The organism is Enterococcus sp. HMSC061C05 (genome assembly GCF_001814765.1).
Classification (GTDB): Bacteria; Bacillota; Bacilli; order Lactobacillales; family Enterococcaceae; genus Enterococcus_B; species Enterococcus_B lactis.
Window position 1 is genome coordinate 57,475 of the sequence record NZ_KV817726.1, and the last position, 19,333, is coordinate 76,807.

21 protein-coding genes and 1 other annotated feature are annotated in these 19,333 nt (G+C 40.3%); of the genes, 4 read left to right on the forward strand and 17 right to left on the reverse strand.

The features are described from left to right. Window positions 1-149: 149 nt before the first annotated feature. The 4 genes from pgsA to yfmF form a co-directional block, all read right to left on the reverse strand. Window positions 150-728: a CDP-diacylglycerol--glycerol-3-phosphate 3-phosphatidyltransferase gene (gene pgsA, locus HMPREF2988_RS02850; protein WP_002293081.1), complete on the reverse strand. Its 579-nt coding sequence runs from the start codon at window positions 726-728 to the stop codon at window positions 150-152. A gap of 209 nt (window positions 729-937) precedes the next feature. Then, on the reverse strand, window positions 938-1,861 hold the full coding sequence (locus tag HMPREF2988_RS02855; RefSeq protein ID WP_174123999.1) for a RodZ domain-containing protein: 924 nt from the start codon (window positions 1,859-1,861) through the stop codon (window positions 938-940). Between the two features lie 489 nt (window positions 1,862-2,350). Continuing rightward, a complete protein-coding gene (gene yfmH / locus HMPREF2988_RS02860; RefSeq protein ID WP_024635027.1) occupies window positions 2,351-3,637 on the reverse strand; it encodes an EF-P 5-aminopentanol modification-associated protein YfmH in 1,287 nt (428 codons plus the stop codon). Next, entirely contained in the window at window positions 3,630-4,898 is a 1,269-nt protein-coding gene (gene yfmF, locus HMPREF2988_RS02865; protein ID WP_070769965.1) for an EF-P 5-aminopentanol modification-associated protein YfmF, read from the reverse strand. Before yfmF ends, yfmH begins: the two co-directional genes overlap by 8 nt. Before the next feature lie 250 nt (window positions 4,899-5,148). Here yfmF and mscL point away from each other — a divergent pair, with 250 nt between their 5' ends. Beyond that, window positions 5,149-5,610: a large conductance mechanosensitive channel protein MscL gene (mscL, locus tag HMPREF2988_RS02870; protein ID WP_002293086.1), complete on the forward strand. Its 462-nt coding sequence runs from the start codon at window positions 5,149-5,151 to the stop codon at window positions 5,608-5,610. A 57-nt stretch (window positions 5,611-5,667) separates the two neighbouring features. Here mscL and HMPREF2988_RS02875 read toward each other — a convergent pair whose 3' ends face one another. The 12 genes from HMPREF2988_RS02875 to HMPREF2988_RS02930 form a co-directional block, all read right to left on the reverse strand. After that, window positions 5,668-6,114 carry a GNAT family N-acetyltransferase gene (locus HMPREF2988_RS02875; RefSeq protein ID WP_002315876.1) on the reverse strand — a complete coding sequence of 149 codons (447 nt, stop codon included), beginning with the start codon at window positions 6,112-6,114 and terminating at the stop codon, window positions 5,668-5,670. Window positions 6,115-6,206: 92 nt separating this feature from the next. After that, entirely contained in the window at window positions 6,207-6,452 is a 246-nt protein-coding gene (locus tag HMPREF2988_RS02880; RefSeq protein ID WP_002287434.1) for a Veg family protein, read from the reverse strand. A 114-nt stretch (window positions 6,453-6,566) separates the two neighbouring features. Continuing rightward, window positions 6,567-7,145 carry a sigma-70 family RNA polymerase sigma factor gene (locus tag HMPREF2988_RS02885; RefSeq protein WP_002293088.1) on the reverse strand — a complete coding sequence of 193 codons (579 nt, stop codon included), beginning with the start codon at window positions 7,143-7,145 and terminating at the stop codon, window positions 6,567-6,569. A 76-nt stretch (window positions 7,146-7,221) separates the two neighbouring features. Continuing rightward, window positions 7,222-7,752 (reverse strand): NYN domain-containing protein, encoded by a 531-nt coding sequence (locus HMPREF2988_RS02890; protein WP_070769966.1) that lies wholly within the window; start codon window positions 7,750-7,752, stop codon window positions 7,222-7,224. A 3-nt stretch (window positions 7,753-7,755) separates the two neighbouring features. Continuing rightward, on the reverse strand, window positions 7,756-8,616 hold the full coding sequence (gene rlmB, locus HMPREF2988_RS02895; protein WP_002314322.1) for a 23S rRNA (guanosine(2251)-2'-O)-methyltransferase RlmB: 861 nt from the start codon (window positions 8,614-8,616) through the stop codon (window positions 7,756-7,758). Continuing rightward, window positions 8,609-9,004 carry a Mini-ribonuclease 3 gene (locus HMPREF2988_RS02900; protein ID WP_002293091.1) on the reverse strand — a complete coding sequence of 132 codons (396 nt, stop codon included), beginning with the start codon at window positions 9,002-9,004 and terminating at the stop codon, window positions 8,609-8,611. The genes rlmB and HMPREF2988_RS02900 overlap by 8 nt, the downstream gene beginning before the upstream one ends. Then, window positions 9,001-10,413, reverse strand: coding sequence for a cysteine--tRNA ligase (cysS, locus tag HMPREF2988_RS02905; protein ID WP_002293093.1), 1,413 nt, complete (start codon window positions 10,411-10,413; stop codon window positions 9,001-9,003). The genes HMPREF2988_RS02900 and cysS overlap by 4 nt, the downstream gene beginning before the upstream one ends. Then, window positions 10,410-10,946 carry a serine O-acetyltransferase EpsC gene (epsC, locus tag HMPREF2988_RS02910; RefSeq protein ID WP_002293094.1) on the reverse strand — a complete coding sequence of 179 codons (537 nt, stop codon included), beginning with the start codon at window positions 10,944-10,946 and terminating at the stop codon, window positions 10,410-10,412. The genes cysS and epsC overlap by 4 nt, the downstream gene beginning before the upstream one ends. Before the next feature lie 85 nt (window positions 10,947-11,031). Next, window positions 11,032-11,272 (reverse strand) — a binding site (T-box leader). Further along, complete coding sequence (gene gltX, locus HMPREF2988_RS02915) at window positions 11,269-12,729, reverse strand: glutamate--tRNA ligase (protein ID WP_002293095.1); 1,461 nt, start codon at window positions 12,727-12,729, stop codon at window positions 11,269-11,271. Its footprint overlaps the feature before it by 4 nt. A 169-nt stretch (window positions 12,730-12,898) precedes the next feature. Beyond that, on the reverse strand, window positions 12,899-14,056 hold the full coding sequence (locus HMPREF2988_RS02920; RefSeq protein ID WP_002287448.1) for a PIN/TRAM domain-containing protein: 1,158 nt from the start codon (window positions 14,054-14,056) through the stop codon (window positions 12,899-12,901). A 33-nt stretch (window positions 14,057-14,089) separates the two neighbouring features. Then, window positions 14,090-15,460: a DNA repair protein RadA gene (radA, locus tag HMPREF2988_RS02925; protein WP_002293096.1), complete on the reverse strand. Its 1,371-nt coding sequence runs from the start codon at window positions 15,458-15,460 to the stop codon at window positions 14,090-14,092. Window positions 15,461-15,522: 62 nt separating this feature from the next. Then, a complete protein-coding gene (locus HMPREF2988_RS02930) occupies window positions 15,523-16,050 on the reverse strand; it encodes a dCTP deaminase/dUTPase family protein (RefSeq protein ID WP_002315871.1) in 528 nt (175 codons plus the stop codon). Window positions 16,051-16,279: 229 nt separating this feature from the next. Here HMPREF2988_RS02930 and proB point away from each other — a divergent pair, with 229 nt between their 5' ends. The 3 genes from proB (at window position 16,280) to HMPREF2988_RS02945 (ending at window position 18,750) form a co-directional block, all read left to right on the forward strand. Next, window positions 16,280-17,086 (forward strand): glutamate 5-kinase, encoded by an 807-nt coding sequence (gene proB / locus HMPREF2988_RS02935; protein WP_070769967.1) that lies wholly within the window; start codon window positions 16,280-16,282, stop codon window positions 17,084-17,086. Then, complete coding sequence (locus HMPREF2988_RS02940; RefSeq protein WP_002329828.1) at window positions 17,083-18,330, forward strand: glutamate-5-semialdehyde dehydrogenase; 1,248 nt, start codon at window positions 17,083-17,085, stop codon at window positions 18,328-18,330. The genes proB and HMPREF2988_RS02940 overlap by 4 nt, the downstream gene beginning before the upstream one ends. A gap of 75 nt (window positions 18,331-18,405) precedes the next feature. Continuing rightward, on the forward strand, window positions 18,406-18,750 hold the full coding sequence (locus tag HMPREF2988_RS02945; protein WP_002293100.1) for a hypothetical protein: 345 nt from the start codon (window positions 18,406-18,408) through the stop codon (window positions 18,748-18,750). 115 nt (window positions 18,751-18,865) lie between these two features. Here the strand turns inward: HMPREF2988_RS02945 and HMPREF2988_RS02950 are convergent, their stop codons facing one another. Next, entirely contained in the window at window positions 18,866-19,192 is a 327-nt protein-coding gene (locus HMPREF2988_RS02950) for a hypothetical protein (RefSeq protein WP_002315868.1), read from the reverse strand. Window positions 19,193-19,333: the final 141 nt, after the last annotated feature.

Sequence of the window (19,333 nt, forward strand, 5' to 3'; positions counted from 1 at the left end):
GTATACGCTGTACTTATATATTTTTTTATTTAAAAAGAGGGCAAGGCTGATCCATGGACCAGCCTCTCCCCAGTTCTTTTTTCATTATATGATCAAATTATTTTCGCTTTATCAAGAACCGACGAATCTGACCATCCACAAAACAATACCTACATTGATCCTTTGAACACGCCGCTATTTTTGATGAAGTAATCCGCACCTGAATAGATAGTAAAGATCAGACAAGCATAAAGCATGATTTGGTCTACTGGAATACCGATCAGATTGAATGGGATATTATTGATAAACAGCAAGATAATAGCAACCATTTGTGTAGCCGTCTTGACTTTTCCCGGCCAAGCAGCAGCCATGACTTCTCCATGTTCGACAAGTAGTAAACGTAAGCCTGTGACGGCTAATTCGCGGCAGACAATAATCGCGACTACCCAACCTGGGGCCTTTCCCTGGTCAACCAACATGATAAAAGCGGTCATAACTAGCATTTTATCTGCCAGTGGGTCCGCAAACTTGCCAAAGTTAGTGACAAGACCTCGTGCACGGGCAATTTTTCCGTCTAACCAGTCTGTGATGCTGGCTAATGCAAAAATAACTGCGCCTACTAGCTGCGTAACAGCCAGTGTGGTGTCCCCTACGTTAAGTTGTCCCCAATCTAACGGTAATCCTACAACCAAAATGAAAATCGGGATCATACAAATTCTAAGTACAGTTAATTTATTTGGTAAATTCACATTATCGACTCCTTTCTTCCCTATTCTACGTGACTATCCGCGAAGTTTCCACCGATATTATTTACTTTTCCGAACGAATTTATTCAACGGAGCATTTTTATTGAAATTGATCTTTTGGAAATAACGAAGAAGGACCGCGACACAGGTTTGTCACGATCCTTCTTTTTTATGCCTACAAGTTAAATAGATGAATAAACTCATTTATACGATCACTCTACGTATTGGAGAGTCAGGTTCACATTTTTAGGACTCTGATTGTTTTCCCCTGGATTAACTGGTACGGATTCTCCATTCGCTTTGATCGTCGCATTGCTTGCTGCACCGATCGTAATGGTCGCATTGGCCGCTGTTTCCGGTAACACGGTACTTTGTGTTTCATTTGCTGCCAGTGTGCCTTGATAAACATAAGCATTGTCTACTAGCACACCGATCCACACACGATTGACAGCGGTAAACTCAAGAGTGACAGGCTTGGTAGCATCTGTAATATTTACTGCGATGGCACTACCGGAATCCTCTCCTGCAGCTATTGCCATTTTCTTTTCTTCACTTGATTCTGTTGTTGACTCTACTGTAGAAGACTCTTGGGTCTGCGTGCTTTTCTCTGAGGAAGAGGACTCCTCGACTGATCCTTCTACTTTGAGCGAAGAAGCTGTATCGCCGATTATTGGATCAGCTTGACGATCTTGCCAAGTCATATAGCCTACGACAACGACGATCGCCAAAGCAACCAATCCTAATAAAATGACAGGAAGACTTGTCCAAAAACGACTTGGATGCGATTCTTCTTGATGTATTGCTTTTCTGGAAGTACTTACTGTTTCAGGCTGCGGACGTTCAGGGACCGATCCTGTCAATTTGCTTTTTCCATCAAAAACATCGACTAAATGGTCTCCATCTTCTCCTACAGCTTCAGCGTATTGCCTAATAAACGCCCGTACGTAAAACTTACCAGGCAATTGATCAAAATCATCATTGTCGATTGCTTCCAAATAACGTTTTTGAATTTTTGTAATCTGCTGTAATTCATCTAAAGATATCTTTTTATTCAGGCGTGCTTGCCGTAATTTTTCTCCGATGGTTTCAAAAGCCACTCGTTCATCTTCTCCAGTCTGTTTGATTCTCCGAAGCATCTGCTGTTGCAACGAAAGACGTTATGTTTGGTGGCTGTGACAAAAGTCGTGTCACAGCTCCTTTTTCCGTATAAACGGTGTTCAATCAGCTGACCCTCGGCATTAGCTCAACAAACGTCAAAATATGAGGAACTATTTTGACGTTTGTTTCTCTAATACTCAGATCAGAACGCTGATTTTACAACCTCTTGGTACACGGTGTTCCAGAAGTAGCTTCTTCGGCAATAAGCCGAAATATCACAAAAATTTGAGAAGCAATTTTCGTAAATTCCTTCTTATTTCTTGAAGCTGACCACTTCTGTCACAACCTCTTTGATTACTTCGTTTGATTTTATTTTAATATAAGTTGATTAAAAGAGAGCATGATTTGTTTTATTTTCTCATTAATATTTCCAACACATCTAAGAATACCATAAAAGCTGGTTTTGGAGGAGGTTCCTGCTACAAGTCTAAAACGAAATTTAAGACTTTTCTCCATAAAATACTGGTTTATTTTGGTCTCATATAAAACTCACTGAAGGCCTCTTCACTTATAAATGCTTCTCCAGCTGCCAGTACGTCTTTCATTTGGATCGAATCGATGATTTCAGGAAGATCAAATAATGTTCGATCACCAAATAAACTTTGCGTAAATTGATTAGCAATATATTCGATTGAATTCAATGATTGGAAATATTGTCCAAGCATTTTCTTCTTCAGCAAATCGAGATTCATTTCTGACACTTCAGGATCATCAGCGAATCCAAGAATGATTTCTTTGACTTTTTTTGCTGCTTTCTCTGGTTCATCCGTATCTCCGCTGAAGTCCGCAAAGTGAAATTCACGATCCAAGCTGAATTCAAAACCAAAGCTGTCATCGATAATTCCTTGATTGTACATAGCTAGATAGTTTCGAGAAGTATTACCTAAAATCATTTGAAACAACAGATTGATAGCTGTTTTATAACGTAGTAGTTCTGTTCCTTCTTGCGGCAATGTGTCTAATCCTTTAATACCCAGTACAAATTTATCTCGTGTGATGGCTGCTTCCAATGCACTTTGTTTGATGATTTCTTTTGTGTTTTCTGGGAAATACCGTACAATTTCTTGCTTTGGCGGGAAATTTTTTGCTTCTTGGTTTTCCCGAATAAGTTTCATCAATTTCTCAGGCTCCATCTTACCAACTACAAATAAAACCATATTGCTTGGCTGATAAAACGTCCGATAGCACGTATACAAGTCTTGAGCTGTGATTTTGTCGATACTTTCAACCGTGCCCGCAATATCAATATGCAACGGATGTGTAGGATACAAGTTATTTAGTATACCAAAAAACATCCGCCAGTTAGGGTCATCTTCATACATTTGGATTTCCTGACCGATGATTCCTTTTTCCTTGTTTACAGTTTCTTCTGTAAAGTAAGGTGCTTGTACGAAGTCGATCAGTGTCGTCAGATTCTTTTCTACCTGATCAGTCGTAGAGAACAGGTAACTAGTTTTCGTAAAACTCGTGAAAGCGTTAGCGGAAGCACCTTGCTGTCCAAATAATTGAAAGACATCACCGTCTTCTTTTTCAAACAGCTTGTGTTCTAAGAAATGAGCGATGCCATCTGGGACTTTCACTTTTTCTTTTTCACCATAGGGAATAAATTCGTTATCGATCGAACCATAATTCGTACTGAACAAACCATATGTCTTGTGATAGTCGTTTTTAGGTAACAAATACACGGTCAAACCGTTTGGCAGTACTTCATGATAAAGCGTTTCATTGATTTGCTCATATTCTGTTTTATTCATTTGCATTTCCTCCTGCTAAAAAGAAGATTGCTTGCAATTCGATTTGCTCAGCTACTTGTTGTATCTCTTTGATCGTTACACTCTCCATACGTTTCAACCATTCTTCATCAGATAATTTTGTTTTCGGCAGCCAGCTGTCTAAAAAAGAAGCTTCGATTGCCGCTTGCGGAGAGTCTAGAGAAAGCAGGTATTGGTTTCTTAGCATCGCTTTTGTCTGAGCTAGTTCCAAATCTGTTATTTCACCGTTTCGTAAGCTTTCTAATTGCTCGTGAATCAGGCGAAGTACTTGATTTCGGTTTTTTTCATCGATACCAGTCTGAACACTCATGAACCCTCGGAATGTATCCACACTGCTAGAGGCATAATAAGCTAGACTTTCTTTCTCTCTCACATTCATGAACAGTTTGGAGTGAGGAAACCCGCCAAATAAACCGTTGAAGACCATTAGCGCAAAACGTTCTGGCTCATCATAATACACATTTGTCTGATAAGCTAGATTCAGCTTTGCTTGAACGATTGGCTCACGGACTTGTCGTTCCTTGACGATATTCACTTGAGGCTGGGTATAAAACAATTCTGGATGAGCTGTTTCACGCGGCTCAAATGGTAATTGCGCAACAGCTTCGGCTGCTTTGTCCGAATCAACATCGCCGACAACAAAAATGTCAATTTGATCGTTCGCCATCATTTCTTGATAGTAAGCCGCTAGTGAACGAGCAGTGATCTTGTCTAGTTCTTCCACTACGCCTAAACTTGGGATTTTTTGTTCCGGGCTGTTTTCAAAATAAAGTTCTTGCAGTGAATAGGAAGCAAAAGTTTGTTTATCTTCCTTCAAACTTTCCAAATAGAGACGCAGATTGTTCTTTTCCAAGTCAAACGTCAACTGATCAAATTGTTGATTTTTGATATTTGGATAAAATAAAACCTCTTTTAAAAAATCCACCGCTTGAGAGAAAAGGTTCGGATCATTGACATATTCGCCGTTCACAAAGCTGATTCCTACGTTTAGCCAATGCAAGTTCCCTTTTTTCCTTACTGATAGTCCGAAGCTTGCACCATAAAGCTCAGCAAGTTTCGCACTTAACTTTGTCTGATCCGGATAATTCAAACTATTTGTTTCCAGCATACTGCTGAGTAGTGAACGTTTTGTAATGACTTCTTGTTGCAGACGTGCAGTAAAACGGATAAAAATCCGAATCGTTTTGTATTGTTTTGTTGGTAAGACATGAAGATTCACGCCTTCTGCCAATTGATACACCATATTTATATGCTCCTTTTCATAGATGATTGCCTCTTACTCTTTTAGTAGGACAATCGGCCTTTTTTACTTATGCATCTGCTTGAAATATATAAGTTCAGGCAATTCGCCGATTTTTCTAAATGATGTTACACTTTATAGTATAGCATAGAAGTTTTTTATCAAAAGGGACAGACGGCTAAAAGCGTATATCGTTTTTTTATTTTTTATTTTTCGATATACTAAAGACATACAAAAGAAGGGAGGGTCATTCATGATCAAAGAATTCAGAGAGTTCATCATGCGTGGAGATGTCTTGGATCTTGCTGTCGGTGTTGTTATCGGGAGTGCGTTTACAAGTATCGTAAACCAAGTGGTACAAGGATTAATCACTCCGCTAATTGGTTGGATTGTCGCTATGATCACAGGAACTTCTGATTTAGAAGGAGCACTTTCAATTCTTGACTGGTCGCCGACAAAAGGTGTCACATTTGCGTTTGGTAACGTTATTAGTGCTATCATTACATTCCTGATTACTGGTTTTGTCTTATTCTTAGTTGTCAAAGCGGCAAACCGTGCGAAGAAATTACGCGCCAAAGAAGCAGAAGAAGAAGTGGAAGAAACACCTACTGCAGAAGATTATCTTAGTGACATACGCGATCTTCTTGCCAAACAAGTGGCAGAAGACAATACGCATCCGGTAGAGCAAACAAATCTTTCAGATACTTCTAAATAATGAAGAATCTAAAAAAAGAAAGCCGATTTTCAGTGTCGGCTTTCTTTTTTTAGATTCTTAACTTGTTACCTGTTCTTTTTTCATGTCGATATGCGGAATATCATCTTCCAAATACACATCTGAGATTGCCTTGAATCCAAAAGACTCATAAAAGGCCTGTAGATATTCTTGTGCACCGATCACAATTGGTTTTTCTGGAAATTTTTTCTGGATCATGTTGATCGTTTCTTGGACAATCTTTCTTCCTAAACCGTCTTTACGGTTATTTTGATGAACAAGAACGCGACCAAAATGGATGCTCTCTGCTTCTTCATATACCCGCGTGTAGGCAAGGATCTTCCCATCAGTATCTTGGAAATACGTATGCCAAGCTTGTCCATCGATATCATCAACTTCTTGATAAGGGCACTGTTGCTCCACAACAAAGACTGCAATCCGTTCTTTGACGATTGCATAAAACTCTGCTGTCGACAATTCTTCAAATTTCTTTACCTGGTATTCCACTAAGTAAACGCCTCCTACTTTTTTATTATTAGCATACCGATTCATACACAAAAAAGCAAACGAACCTTACGAATCTCAGGCTCGTTTGCTTTTTAAACTGCTTCAGTTAAAAATTCGATCTCAACTGTCCGAGTAAGTACATCTGAATAGCTGTAAGATACTCGTTCAAAAGAATTTTCTTCAGGATCCAAGTCAACAACGAATACTGAAGGATAGGTTTCTGTTAAAACGCCGCGGCGTTCTGTTTGACGCTTTCTTCCTGTCTGAGCAACCAACATGATTGGGCTGCCGATACGACCTTCTAAATCTTTCTTGATTGAAGCTAAAGTTGTTGGCATACAGTTCACCTCTACTACCAACTATACCACATATTTTTAAAATTTTCAAGTTTACCATAAAAAAAAAAGAAATGCAATAAAAATAAGTAAGAAGCTCATTAAGATTTTTCTAAATTATTCCTCATTATAAAATTTTAAGTGTTTTTTTATTTTGAGTTTTACCCTTCCATATGCACTCATCACTTGCTTGTGATCCATTGACAAACATTCAGCCATCTCCGCAAAATCAACCCCTTGCATGTAATAATGAAAAATTTGTGCTTCTTTTTTTGAAAATCGGATCTCGCAATTTTCGATTGCTTCTTTTAATAAAAGATGCTGAATCGCTAAAGGTTCCTGCAAGGTGATCTCTGCTAAAAAATCTGGTCCTTCTGTCTCTATTTTTTGGTCGATCGAAACTTCGTCTTTTTGGTCACGGCGCTTCAGCGCGTTCTGTTTTCTCAATAAAGAATAAATTTGATTGCTTATGATACTTTTATAATAACTTCCAAAGCTGACTCCTTTGCTTTTTTCGTAAGTTCTCAATGCCTGATATAAAGCGATCCTCGCTTCTTGTTCCCAATCCTCAGTAACATAATTTCTTAAATAGTAAGTGTTTTTCAAACGTAGTAAGAGTGGAAAATATTTTTGATACAGGGCAGCAAATGCTTCTTCGTCACCATTACGTGCAGCGCGCAATAACTCCTCAGACATAAAATAATTCCTCCATAAATTCGTTTATGGAGGAATCTTATCATCAATGATTCATCGAACTGATTAGAACGATATGTTATTTATTTTTTCTCATTAAATCGTCCAATTTTTGGGACAATTTTTTTAACTGCTCTTCATTCCACGGAGAATTACGTCGGAAATCAACAAAATGCATATCTTTATTTTCTTGGGCTATTGTTTTTTCCGTTTTTTTAATCGTTTTATATAACTCGTAAGCAGAAGTTCGCAACGCCCCCTGAGAAAAAATCATCCACTGTTCTGCTAGATCGCTTGTCGCCACTGTTACTTGTGTCAAACGATCATTCAGCTGCCCAGCGATTCTCTCGATATAACTGTCAGCCGTTTCATCTTCTTTCGTAAAAACAACATCCAACTGATATTTCTTATAATTTTGCTGGATGCCCGGTACTAATTGAGCATCGAAGACAACGATGACTTCCAGTCCTTCATATTTCGCATAATTTGATAAACGATGCAAAAGAGCTTCTCTTGCATCTGCCATTTTGTCCTGCTTTTTAAGCTGGACCAGTTCCGGCCACGAACCGATCATATTGTAGCCATCTACAATCAACAGCTGTTTTTTCATGACCTACTCCCCCTGACGTTGGGAAAAAGCCTGATACATCAGCAATCCAGCGGCAACACTGGCATTTAAACTTTGGACGTGCCCAGTCATTGGAATCGTCAGTAATTCATCCATTTCTTTTTTCAATCCTGGACTCATTCCTTTGCCTTCATTACCAATGACTAAAGCAATGGATCCTTTGGCATTCCATTTTTGGAAGTTTGTGCCGGTCATATCTGTGCCAAATACCCAAAATCCTGTCTCTTTGAGCTGTTGCACAGCTTGTACCAAATTCGTCACACGTGCAACAGGCACATATTCCACTGCACCAGTGGAAGTCTTTGTTACGATAGGCGTGATTCCAACTGCTCGGTGTTTTGGTATGATCACACCATCAACGCCACTTGCGTCTGCTGTCCGTAAAATCGACCCAAAATTGTGTGGATCTTCGATGCTATCCAAAATCAAAAAGAAGGGGTCTTCTTTTTTCTCTTTTGTTCGTTCAATCAGTTGGTCAAGGGATAAATATTCATAAGGTGTAATCGCAAGAACGACTCCTTGATGCACGCCATGATCGCTCAAAGTTTCTAATTTTTGTTTAGGGACCCATTTGACCGGTACAGCTTGCTCACGTGCAATTTCTTTCAGTTCTTCTACTTTTTCTCCTCGTGAATCTTCTTGAAGAAAGAGTTTATTCCCTCGCCCTTGTTGTAGCGCTTCTACTGCGGCATGGTGTCCAAAGACGAAATTATCTTCTAATGCTTCTTCATTTTGATCAGAAACTGACTGATTTCGTCCAGTTTGCTTTTTATTTGGATATCTATTTTGTTTTTTGTCTTCAAATCCACGTTTCGATTGATGTTTGTTTGTTCTTTCTTTACCCATTTTTTTCACCAACTTTCTGAATACACCAGCGGATCAATTCTTCCATCCGCTCGGTTTGTTTTGTCAAATGCAGATAACCCATCAGTGCTTCGAACCCTGTTGCGACCCGGTAAGTCGTAACGTCAGCATTTTTTGCACTCGTATGGCTTTTGGCATTTCTTCCTCTGCGATAATAAAGCTCTTCTTCTTCTGTCAAAAGATGTTCCTCCAGCATTTGCTGAATCAAAAAAGCTTGTGCATTCGCAGAAACATAATTCGTTGCCGCACGATGCAGCTTATTGGGTTTTGTTTCTCCTTGATCGATCAGGTGGTCGCGAACATAGATTTCGTAAATCGCATCTCCCACGTAAGCCAAGGCTAAACCGTTCAATTGTGTGTAATCTCTCATGCTTCTCTTCTCCATCGGGTTCCTTGGGGTGTATCTTCTAATAAGATCCCTTTTTCTTTCAACAAATCACGGATTTCGTCGCTTCGGGCAAAATCACGATTGCTTCTTGCTTGATTTCGTTCTTCGATCAATTGTTCAATCTCTTCATCCAATAATTCTTCTGCTGTAAATAAAATACCGAAGATCGAAAGCCATTGCGAGAATAAAGCTTCTCCCTGTGCCAAGACAGCGGCAGAAACTTCCGGCTGGTCTAGATAAGTGTTCAGCCATTTAGCAAGCTCATAGACCACTGTGATCCCATTTGCTGCATTAAAATCATCGTCCATTTCTTCGATGAATCGCTGTTCCAAATTTTCTAACAAAGCGATTTTATCCGCATCATCTGCCAAATTCTCTGAGGCAGTTTCTTGGCGGAATTTCAAATTGTCAAACGTATTCTTCAGTCGTTGTAAATTGGTGGCTGCTTCTTTCATCGTCGTTTCACTGTAACGGATCGGACGACGGTATTGTGTGGTCGCCATGAAGAAACGCAAGACTTGTGGATCGACGTTTTGGATCATTTCATGCACAGTGATGAAATTCCCTAGAGATTTACTCATTTTTTCATCGTCTTCGCCAATCGTTACATAGCCATTGTGCATCCAGTAATTAGCGAATTTTTTCCCTGTTTTCGCTTCACTTTGTGCGATTTCATTTTCGTGATGAGGAAACTCCAAATCTTGCCCGCCACCATGGATATCGATCGTTTCGCCTAAATGTTTTGTTGCCATGACGGAGCATTCGATGTGCCAACCGGGACGTCCTTTGCCCCATGGCGAATCCCAAGAAATCTCGCCTGGTTTTGCTTGTTTCCACAAAGCGAAATCTAATGGGTCTTCTTTTTGCTGCTGTTCTTCACCAGTACGCTGACTTGCGCCGACTTCCAATTCATCGATGGATTGGTCACTTAATTTCCCATAGTTTTCAAATTTACGGGTACGGTAATACACATCACCTGAAGATTCATAAGCATAGCCTTTTTCAACCAACACTTGAATAAATGCTAAAATATCTGGCATATGGTCCATGACTCTTGGATGCAGTGTAGCAGGCTCGACATTCAACGCTTTCGTATCTTCTTCAAATGCTCGGATGAAACGATCAGCGACTTCTGGTGCTGTGATGCCTAATTCGTTTGCTGTACGGATGATTTTATCGTCTACATCCGTGAAATTCGATACAAAATCGACTTTATAGCCTCGATATTCAAAATAGCGTCGAATCGTATCGAAAGCAATGGTACTACGAGCATTTCCGATATGGATATAATTATACACAGTCGGTCCGCAGACATACATACCGACATGTCCCTTTTGTATAGGGATGAATTCTTCTTTTTTTCTGGTCAATGTATTGTAGATTTTTATCATTCTGATCTCCTCACTTTTTCTCCTTTGATTCGAACGACTTTTGCTGGTACTCCTACCGCTGTAGCATCGTCTGGAACATCTTTCAACACAACGGCACCTGCACCGATTTTTGCGTTTTTTCCGATCGTTACCGGTCCTAATATCTGCGCATTCGCAGAGAGCATGGCTCCTTGTTTGACCGTTGGATGTCTTTTACCTGTTTCTTTTCCCGTACCGCCTAATGTTACGCCATGGAACAAAATCACATCATCCTCGATTTCTGCAGTTTCGCCAATGACGATCCCCATTCCATGGTCGATGAACACACCTGTTCCAATCGTTGCTCCTGGATGGATTTCAACACCTGTCAGGAATCGCCAAAATTGAGCATTGATCTTCGCCAATAAAAAGAGCCGATGCTGATATAAAAAATGAGAGAAACGATGCCAAAACAAGGCATGAAAACCAGGATAGGTCAAAACGATCTCCGCTGTCGAACGTGCAGCCGGATCGTTTCTCTTTGCTGCATCAATCGCTCGGGCAAACCAACTCATGACTTTCCACTCCTTTCGTAAGTATTTTATGTAGGAAAACAGCTTCTTATAAAGAAAAGAAGCGCCTTTTAAATAAGTTTCCTTATCAAAAGACGCTTTCCGCGTGGTTCCACTTTTCTTCATAATCAATGATTATCTCTGACAGCTAACGCCTGTTATACGTTCTTGGCTACTTCGTTTCCTGTAAAACAGTTTTTCCTGTTTTCTGTGTTTTCGCCAAGACCACTCCCAGAGGCATTTCGGCAACCATTCATTGATACCTTGCACCACCCGGTATCTCTCTTGTAATGATCAGCTGCTTACTTTTTTCTGTTCATCGTGTTTAGTTCAGTACTTGATTTAAATGTGCTAATGATTTTTCACGACCAAGCAATTCGATCGTTTCAGGCAATTCTGGGCCATGCATTTGTCCTGATACAGCTACACGGATCGGCATGAAAAGATTTTTCCCTTTTACGCCAGTTTCTTTTTGAACAGCTTTGATGGCAGCTTTTACAGTTGGAGCATCTACTACTTCCATTTGTTCTAGCTGTGCTTTAAATGCATGGAGAACAGTAGGAACTGTTTCACCAGCAAGTACTTCTTTTGCTGCTTCATTCAATACAGGATGTTCATTGAAAAATAGCGTAGACAGATCAACGATTTCTGCAGCATAGCTCATTTGAGGTTGATACAGGCTAACGATCTTCTTCACCCATTCGATTGTCTTTTCATCTGGGTTTTCTGCTACACGTCCATCAGCGATTAGATAAGGCAGACACATGTCAGTAAATGCATCTAGATCCATTGCTTTGATGTAATGGTTGTTTACCCATTGCAGTTTTTTCGCATCGAAAGCTGCGGGTGATTTACTTAGGCGTTTTGGATCAAACATTTTGATCAATTCTTGGTGTTCGAAGATTTCGTCTTCGCCCACAGGTGACCAGCCCAATAATGCAATAAAGTTGAACATTGCATCTGGTAGATAACCTAATTCGCGATATTGTTCGATAAATTGTAAGATTGATTCGTCACGTTTGCTTAGTTTTTTGCCTGTTTCACTGTTGATGATCAACGTCATATGTCCGAATGTTGGTGGCGTCCAGCCAAATGCTTCATAGATCATCAGTTGTTTTGGTGTATTGGCAATATGGTCATCTCCACGTAAAACGTGAGTGATTTTCATCAAATGGTCATCGACCGCAACAGCAAAGTTATAGGTTGGCATACCATCGCGTTTTTGGATGACAAAGTCGCCGCCGATATTATCGGATTCGAACGAAATAGCGCCTTTTACCATATCTGTAAATGCGTATTCTGTATTGCGAGGCACACGGAAACGTACAACAGATTCTAGACCTTGTGCTTCTTTTTCTGCTTGTTCTTCAGGTGTCAAGTTCGCACATGTTCCTGCGTAATGAGGCATTTCTCCTCTTGCGCGTTGTGCTTCCCGTTCTGCTTCTAATTCTTCTTCTGTGCAATAGCATTTGTATGCTCGATTGCTAGCAAGTAACTGATCAATCAGCGGTTGATAGATTTCTTTACGTTCAGATTGACGGTAAGGGCCGTATTCTCCAGGATTTTCAGGAGATTCATCCCAATCCATTCCCAACCAAGCAAGGTTTTCCAACTGGCTTTTTTCGCCATCTTCGATATTACGTTTTTGGTCAGTATCCTCAATACGAATAATAAAGTCTCCATCATTGTGGCGGGCAAACAAATAATTGAACAATGCAGTTCTTGCATTTCCAATATGCAGGTGCCCAGTTGGACTTGGTGCATAGCGTACGCGTACTTTCGTCATTTTCTTCCTCTTCTTTCAAACTAGACTTTGACTAACAGTAAAAATTCCGTCAGTTACGGCTTCTCAAATATCATTTATTTAAAGCCACTCAGCACAAATTTTACCTTTTCTAAGGTAAATAGTAAAGCCAACTGGTTGAATTTCCTTACCAGTTGGCTGAATTTCTTTTTTATTTTGATTGTTTTGTCTTTTTCTCTGTCTCTTTTTTATTGTCGATCCCTCGTCCTGCATGGGCAGGTTTAGCAAAGATCATACGTCCAGCAGCTGTTTGAAGGGCGCTTGTCACAACGACTTCGATACGTTCATTCATGTAATGCTGTCCATCTTCTACGACAACCATCGTGCCGTCATCAAGGTAGGCTACCCCTTGCTGGCGTTCTGTCCCGGCTTTTACTACTAGAACATTCATCGTTTCGCCAGGAATGACGACTGGTTTCACGGCATTTGCCAACGCATTGATATTAAGAACAGGTACATTTTGGAATTCAGAGACTTTATTCAAGTTATAGTCATTGGTTACGATGACACCGTCTAAAAGCTTGGCTAATTTGATCAATTTGCTGTCTACTTCGCTGATATCTTCAAAGTCTCCATCGTACATTTCGACAGATATACCTTCTTCTTTTTGCAAAGCATTTAGGATATCTAATCCGCGACGACCACGCACACGTTTCAAACTATCCCCTGAGTCCGCGATGTATTGTAGTTCGTAAAGAACAAAATTAGGGATCATCAAGGTTCCTTCTAAGAATCCAGTCTTTGTAATATCATAAATCCGACCATCAATGATCACGCTTGTATCCAAGATTTTATATTTATGGAAATTTTCTCCTGATTTTCGTTCTAACAGTTGGCTCTCCACTTGGCTAGCTGTTTCTTGCTCGATTTTTTTGCTTCGTGAACCAAAGACTTTCTTCCATTCTTCGATTCGTGTCGTTCCCATTCTCAATCCCAGATAACCTAAGATGATCATCAGTAAAATCGGCAATACACTATTGACGAATGGAATTTCCATATTGTAAAGAGGGGTTGAGATCACAACGCCTAAAGTCAATCCGATGATCGCACCGATCGCACCGAAGAGAAGATAAGTCAAACTGACCTCGCTTAGTTTTTGTTCTACTTGTTTGATAATAGCTGAGATATGTTTGGCCAACAGCAAAGATAATAAAAAGAAAATAAGTGCGCCTAACAAGCTGTTGGTAAATGTATTATTCAGCCACCCATTTGACTGTTGACCGATTGCCTGCCAAGCTGAGGGTAAAAATGAAATACCCAAGCTTGCGCCGACAATGATCATCAGCAACGTAATGACACGTTTTTGCATCGTTTTTCCTCCGTTTCGACAATCATTTATTATTTAGCGGAACACACGCTTCAACGTTTCAGCCAAAGTTGCTACTCCAACGATCTCGATTCCTTTTGGCGCTTCCCAATTGCCTAAGTTGTTTTTAGGCAGGTAAACTTTTGTGAAGCCGAGTTTTTGGACTTCTTTGACCCGTTGTTCAATATGACTGACACGTCTGATTTCTCCAGTCAGTCCGATTTCACCGATGAAACATTCCGTCGGCTGTGTTCCTTTTTCTTTGTAGCTTGAAGCAATACTGACAGCGATAGCTAAATCAATCGCTGGTTCATTTAATTTTACCCCACCTGCAGCTTTTAAGTAAGCATCTTGATTCTGAAGAAGTAGTCCAGCTCTTTTTTCCAGCACTGCCATGATCAGAGATACACGATTGAAATCAAGACCTGTTGTTGTTCGCTTAGCATTTCCGAACATAGTAGGTGTGACTAATGCTTGGATCTCTACCAAAATTGGACGTGTTCCTTCCATTGCTACAACGATAGCAGAGCCAGTCGCACCGTCTAGGCGTTCCTCTAAGAAAATCTGTGAAGGGTTAGCGACTTCTTCCAATCCATGCTCATGCATTTCAAAAATCCCAATCTCGTTCGTTGAGCCAAATCGGTTTTTTACCGCTCGTAAAATTCGGAAACTATGATGTTGTTCACCTTCAAAATATAACACTGTATCCACCATATGCTCTAACATTCTTGGACCGGCGATCGAACCTTCTTTCGTAACATGACCGACGATAAAGATGGCAATCCCATTTGTTTTAGCGATTTTGAGTAATTCTGCAGTGGTTTCTCTTACTTGGCTGACGCTTCCTGCCACACTTGTGATGTCTGGCTGCGTCATCGTTTGGATGGAATCAATAATAACATAATCAGGGGAGATATGTTCGATGGCACGACTGATTTCATTCATATCTGTTTCAGCGTATAGATAAAATTCTGTGTTGATACTTCCGAGGCGCTCCGCGCGTAATTTTATCTGTTCTGCGCTTTCTTCGCCGGATACATACAAGACTTTCCCGCCTATGGCTGCTAATTGCTGAGAAACTTGTAATAGCAAAGTGGATTTACCAATACCTGGGTCACCACCGATCAAGACCATGGATCCCGGTACCACACCTCCACCTAGCACACGGTTCAGTTCTTCTAATTTCGTTTTGACCCGAGGTTCTTTTTTAGGGACGACGTCTGCGATTTTTGTTGGTTTCGCTTTTTCTCCTGTCAAACTTGTTCGCGTTCTGCGGTCTGTTGTATCTTGTTCGATTTCTTCGACCATCGTATTCCATTTTCCGCAATTTGGGCAGCGTCCCAAGAACTTAGGCGACACATACCCGCAATTTTGGCAAACAAATTGTACTTTTGATTTTTTTGCCATTGTACCGCCTCCTTTTATTCTAACCATGAGACATTAAATCAAGCTTAAATTTCTTTATCGTTTTATTTACTGGAAGAACCAAATCCGCCTTGACGTTGAGCAGTCGTTTGATCTTGATCTGCTTTTAAAAATGGCAAGAAGATTCCTTGACCGATACGCTCACCTTTTTTGATCACTACATCCTTGAAACCAAAGTTGGTGAATTGGAACATGATATGGCCTTCATTTGCCTCATTATTGTAATAATCGCTATCAATCACACCCACGCCGTTCGTCAACACTAAAAACCGCTTCAACGGATTGCTTGAACGGTTAGCAAGCTGCAAAAATTCATCTTCTCCCATGTAGGCTTTGATCCCAGTAGGTACGAGGATCGGTTTCAACTGTTTTTCATTTTCTGATACGTCTTTTTTCAATGTATCTGCGACGGTTTCCAATCCTTTTTTCCAGCCTGCTTTCCAGATACTTGGAATCACGACCTCTTCTGCTGCTTCAAAATCATAGCCAGCAGCATGATGTGTAGCGCGCTGCGGTAGATTGATATTTTGCTCTTTATATTTAGAAATAACTTCAAATCCTCTTTTTCTCACCGGTTTTCCTCCCTAAATAAACTACTCCTATTCTAACATATTCGAGGCTATAAAAGACTCTCTTTACAAATTCTTCAAGAAATTCTGCTATCCTAAAGTCAACCATTAACGCGTTCTTTTACCGAACAACTGCAAGTTGTACAAAAAAACTATTTTTTACATGACTTTACTCGTCAAAACAAGTAGAATAGAACGAAATTAATGAGTGGATATTTGATTGAGGTGTCACATGCGTAAAGAAATAAAAAATGCAAAACGAATTATTGTCAAAGTAGGAACAAGTACATTGATCTATCCCAATGGAAACATCAATCTTGCGGCGATCGATCAGTTAGCTTTTGTCCTTTCCGATCTTAGAAATCGTGGAAAGGAAGTGATCCTAGTCTCATCGGGAGCTGTAGGCGTCGGTATGCATAAATTACATTTGTCAGAACGTCCGACTTTGATCCCTGAACAGCAAGCTGCGGCGGCTGTTGGTCAAGCCGAATTGATGAATATCTATAATCAAAGATTCAGTGTATATAATCAGCAGACAGCACAAATCCTCGTGACAAGAGACGTGGTAGATTACCCTGAAAGTCGTAAAAATGTGAGGAATACATTGGAACAGCTTTTGATCATGGATACGATTCCTATCGTGAACGAAAACGATACTGTCGCAGTAGATGAATTAGATCATCTGACAAAATTTGGCGATAATGATCAGCTGTCAGCAATCATGGCAAAACTTGTCGCGGCAGACCTTTTGATCGTTCTTTCTGATATCGACGGTTTTTATTCAGATAATCCGACTACAAATCCCGAGGCTCAGATGTATCGCTATATCGATAAAATCGATGAAAAGATTCTGGCACAAGCAGGTGGTGCAGGCAGCGCCTTTGGAACAGGCGGTATGCAAAGTAAATTAAAAGCAGCTTCTAGGATATTTGAAGCAAACAGTGCAATGATTCTAGCAAATGGAAAAAATCCGGCAATCATTTTTGATATTCTTGCAGGAAAAGAAGTAGGTACTTTATTTAAGGAGGACTTGAAATGACTGATTTGATGCAATTAGGGCAACAGGCAAAAGATAGTGCGCAACAACTAGCACTTATGCCTACAAACCGTAAAAATGAGCTACTTGTTCAGATGGCGAAAACCATCAAAAAGAATCAACAGGCGATCATCGAAGCAAATCAGAAAGACTTAGAAAAAGCAGTCGAAAACAATATCAGTGAAACGATGCAAGACCGCTTGCAGCTGACACCTGAGCGAATCAATGCCATGGCTGCAGAGATCGAAAAGATTGCTTCGTTAGACGATCCTATTGGAAAAGTAGATGAGATGTGGACGAACACCGACGGATTGAGAATCGGCAAAAAACGCGTGCCCCTCGGCGTGATCGGTATCATTTACGAATCTCGTCCAAATGTCACGACTGATGCAGCCAGTCTAGCGTTCAAATCAGGGAATGCCGTTATCCTTCGCGGTGGCAAAGAAGCATTCTTCTCGAACCAATTACTGGTCCAACTATTGCAGCAAGTACTGGTCAGTGCTGGCGAATCTCCTTATGCCATCCAGTTTGTCGATGATACTTCTCACGAAACTGCAGGACAGTTGATGCGATTGACAGAATACTTAGATGTGCTGATCCCTCGAGGCGGAGCAAAATTGATCCAACGAGTCAAAGAACAGGCAACGGTACCTATCATTGAAACAGGTACAGGAAATAATCACGTATACATCGATAAAGAAGCACAGTTGTCTATGGCAGTGAAAATCATCGTCAATGCAAAAGCTTCCCGTCCTTCTGTCTGCAACGCGGCAGAAACATTACTGATCCATTCTGAGATCGCACCCTTTTTCTTACCAGCCATTGAAAAAGAACTGGTAGAACACGGCGTCTCTTTACGTGCGGATGCTCGTGCGTTAGAATATCTAGAGACAGCTGCTTTAGCAGAAGAGGCAGATTGGGATACTGAATATCTAGATTATATCCTTGCCGTCAAAGTAGTCGATTCTTTAAGTGAAGCAATTGCGCATATCAACCGACATAACACCAAGCATTCAGAAACAATCGTGACAGATAGCTATTCGGCTAGTCAGCGTTTCTTGAATGAAGTGGACGCGGCGGCTGTCTATGTCAATGCCTCCACTCGTTTTACAGACGGATCGGTATTTGGTTTTGGTGCAGAGATCGGCATCTCCACTCAAAAGCTACATGCCCGTGGTCCAATGGGGTTAAATGAATTAACTTCCACAAAATATATCATTTATGGCGATGGACAAATCCGCGAATAATGTTTCGTGTGAAACATTATTCACGCCTTTTGCCTTTTTACTGTAAAGGTTCTATCCAATTAGAAAGGTGTCAATATGTTTGAAATTTTAATGATTTTTTTTATTTACCTTATTTCTCTGAATATCGCTGCTTTTCTAGGAGTCGGTATTTTATCCCTTTTTTTTCAGTTCAAAAAACGAAGCATAGGGAGTCAACGGGAAAAATGGGCGCAGTATTTTGACAAAATTGGGCCAAAAGGTTTGGTTGCTCGCTTACACATCAGCTATATGGTTGCATTATGCCTGTTAGCTGGAGTCAATTACTATTCTTTTTTCGATCATTCAATTGCCTATACGATTACGTTGCTGATTGCTGGGATCTTTCACTTATCTTATAAATATCAGCTGAATAAAAACCACTTGAATCGGACTTTCCGCTAAAAAATATCCGTACGATAAGTAGGGTGCCTTGAACATCGGCAAAAAACTGCCAAACTTTTTAGGGGATGTGACAAAGATTTTGTCACATCCCCTTTTCCATATAAACGGTGTTCTCCTACCAGCTGCCTGGTAAATCTGTTTCCTCTTCGTTAAGAAGTGAAAATCCGTCAAATGTTTCGCCATCATAATAACGAAGCAGCTCATCCATGGACAAGTTCATCGTTTTTTCTTTTTCTTCTTCCGCTGATTCTGCCAATAGCTGTTCCCGATACACCTGATACATACCAGCTATTTTTTGCTGCATCGCTTTTCTAGTTTCACCTTCCGCGTTGATCATTGGCAATTCTTTGATATAGCCACGATAAATCAACCGATCATCTGAAAATTCAATGGGTAATTCAACGAGTGTCAACCCGACTTCCTGAAAATATTCTTCCAGCATCTATTATCCCCCCATTCTTTTTCTTAAATGAATTTTAGCTTACCTACTGAAAATTTTCCAGTTTCATTATTTTGAGAAAAAAAGGGAATGTGACAAAAATCGTGTCACATTCCCTTTTTCCGAATAAACGGTGTTCTCCTG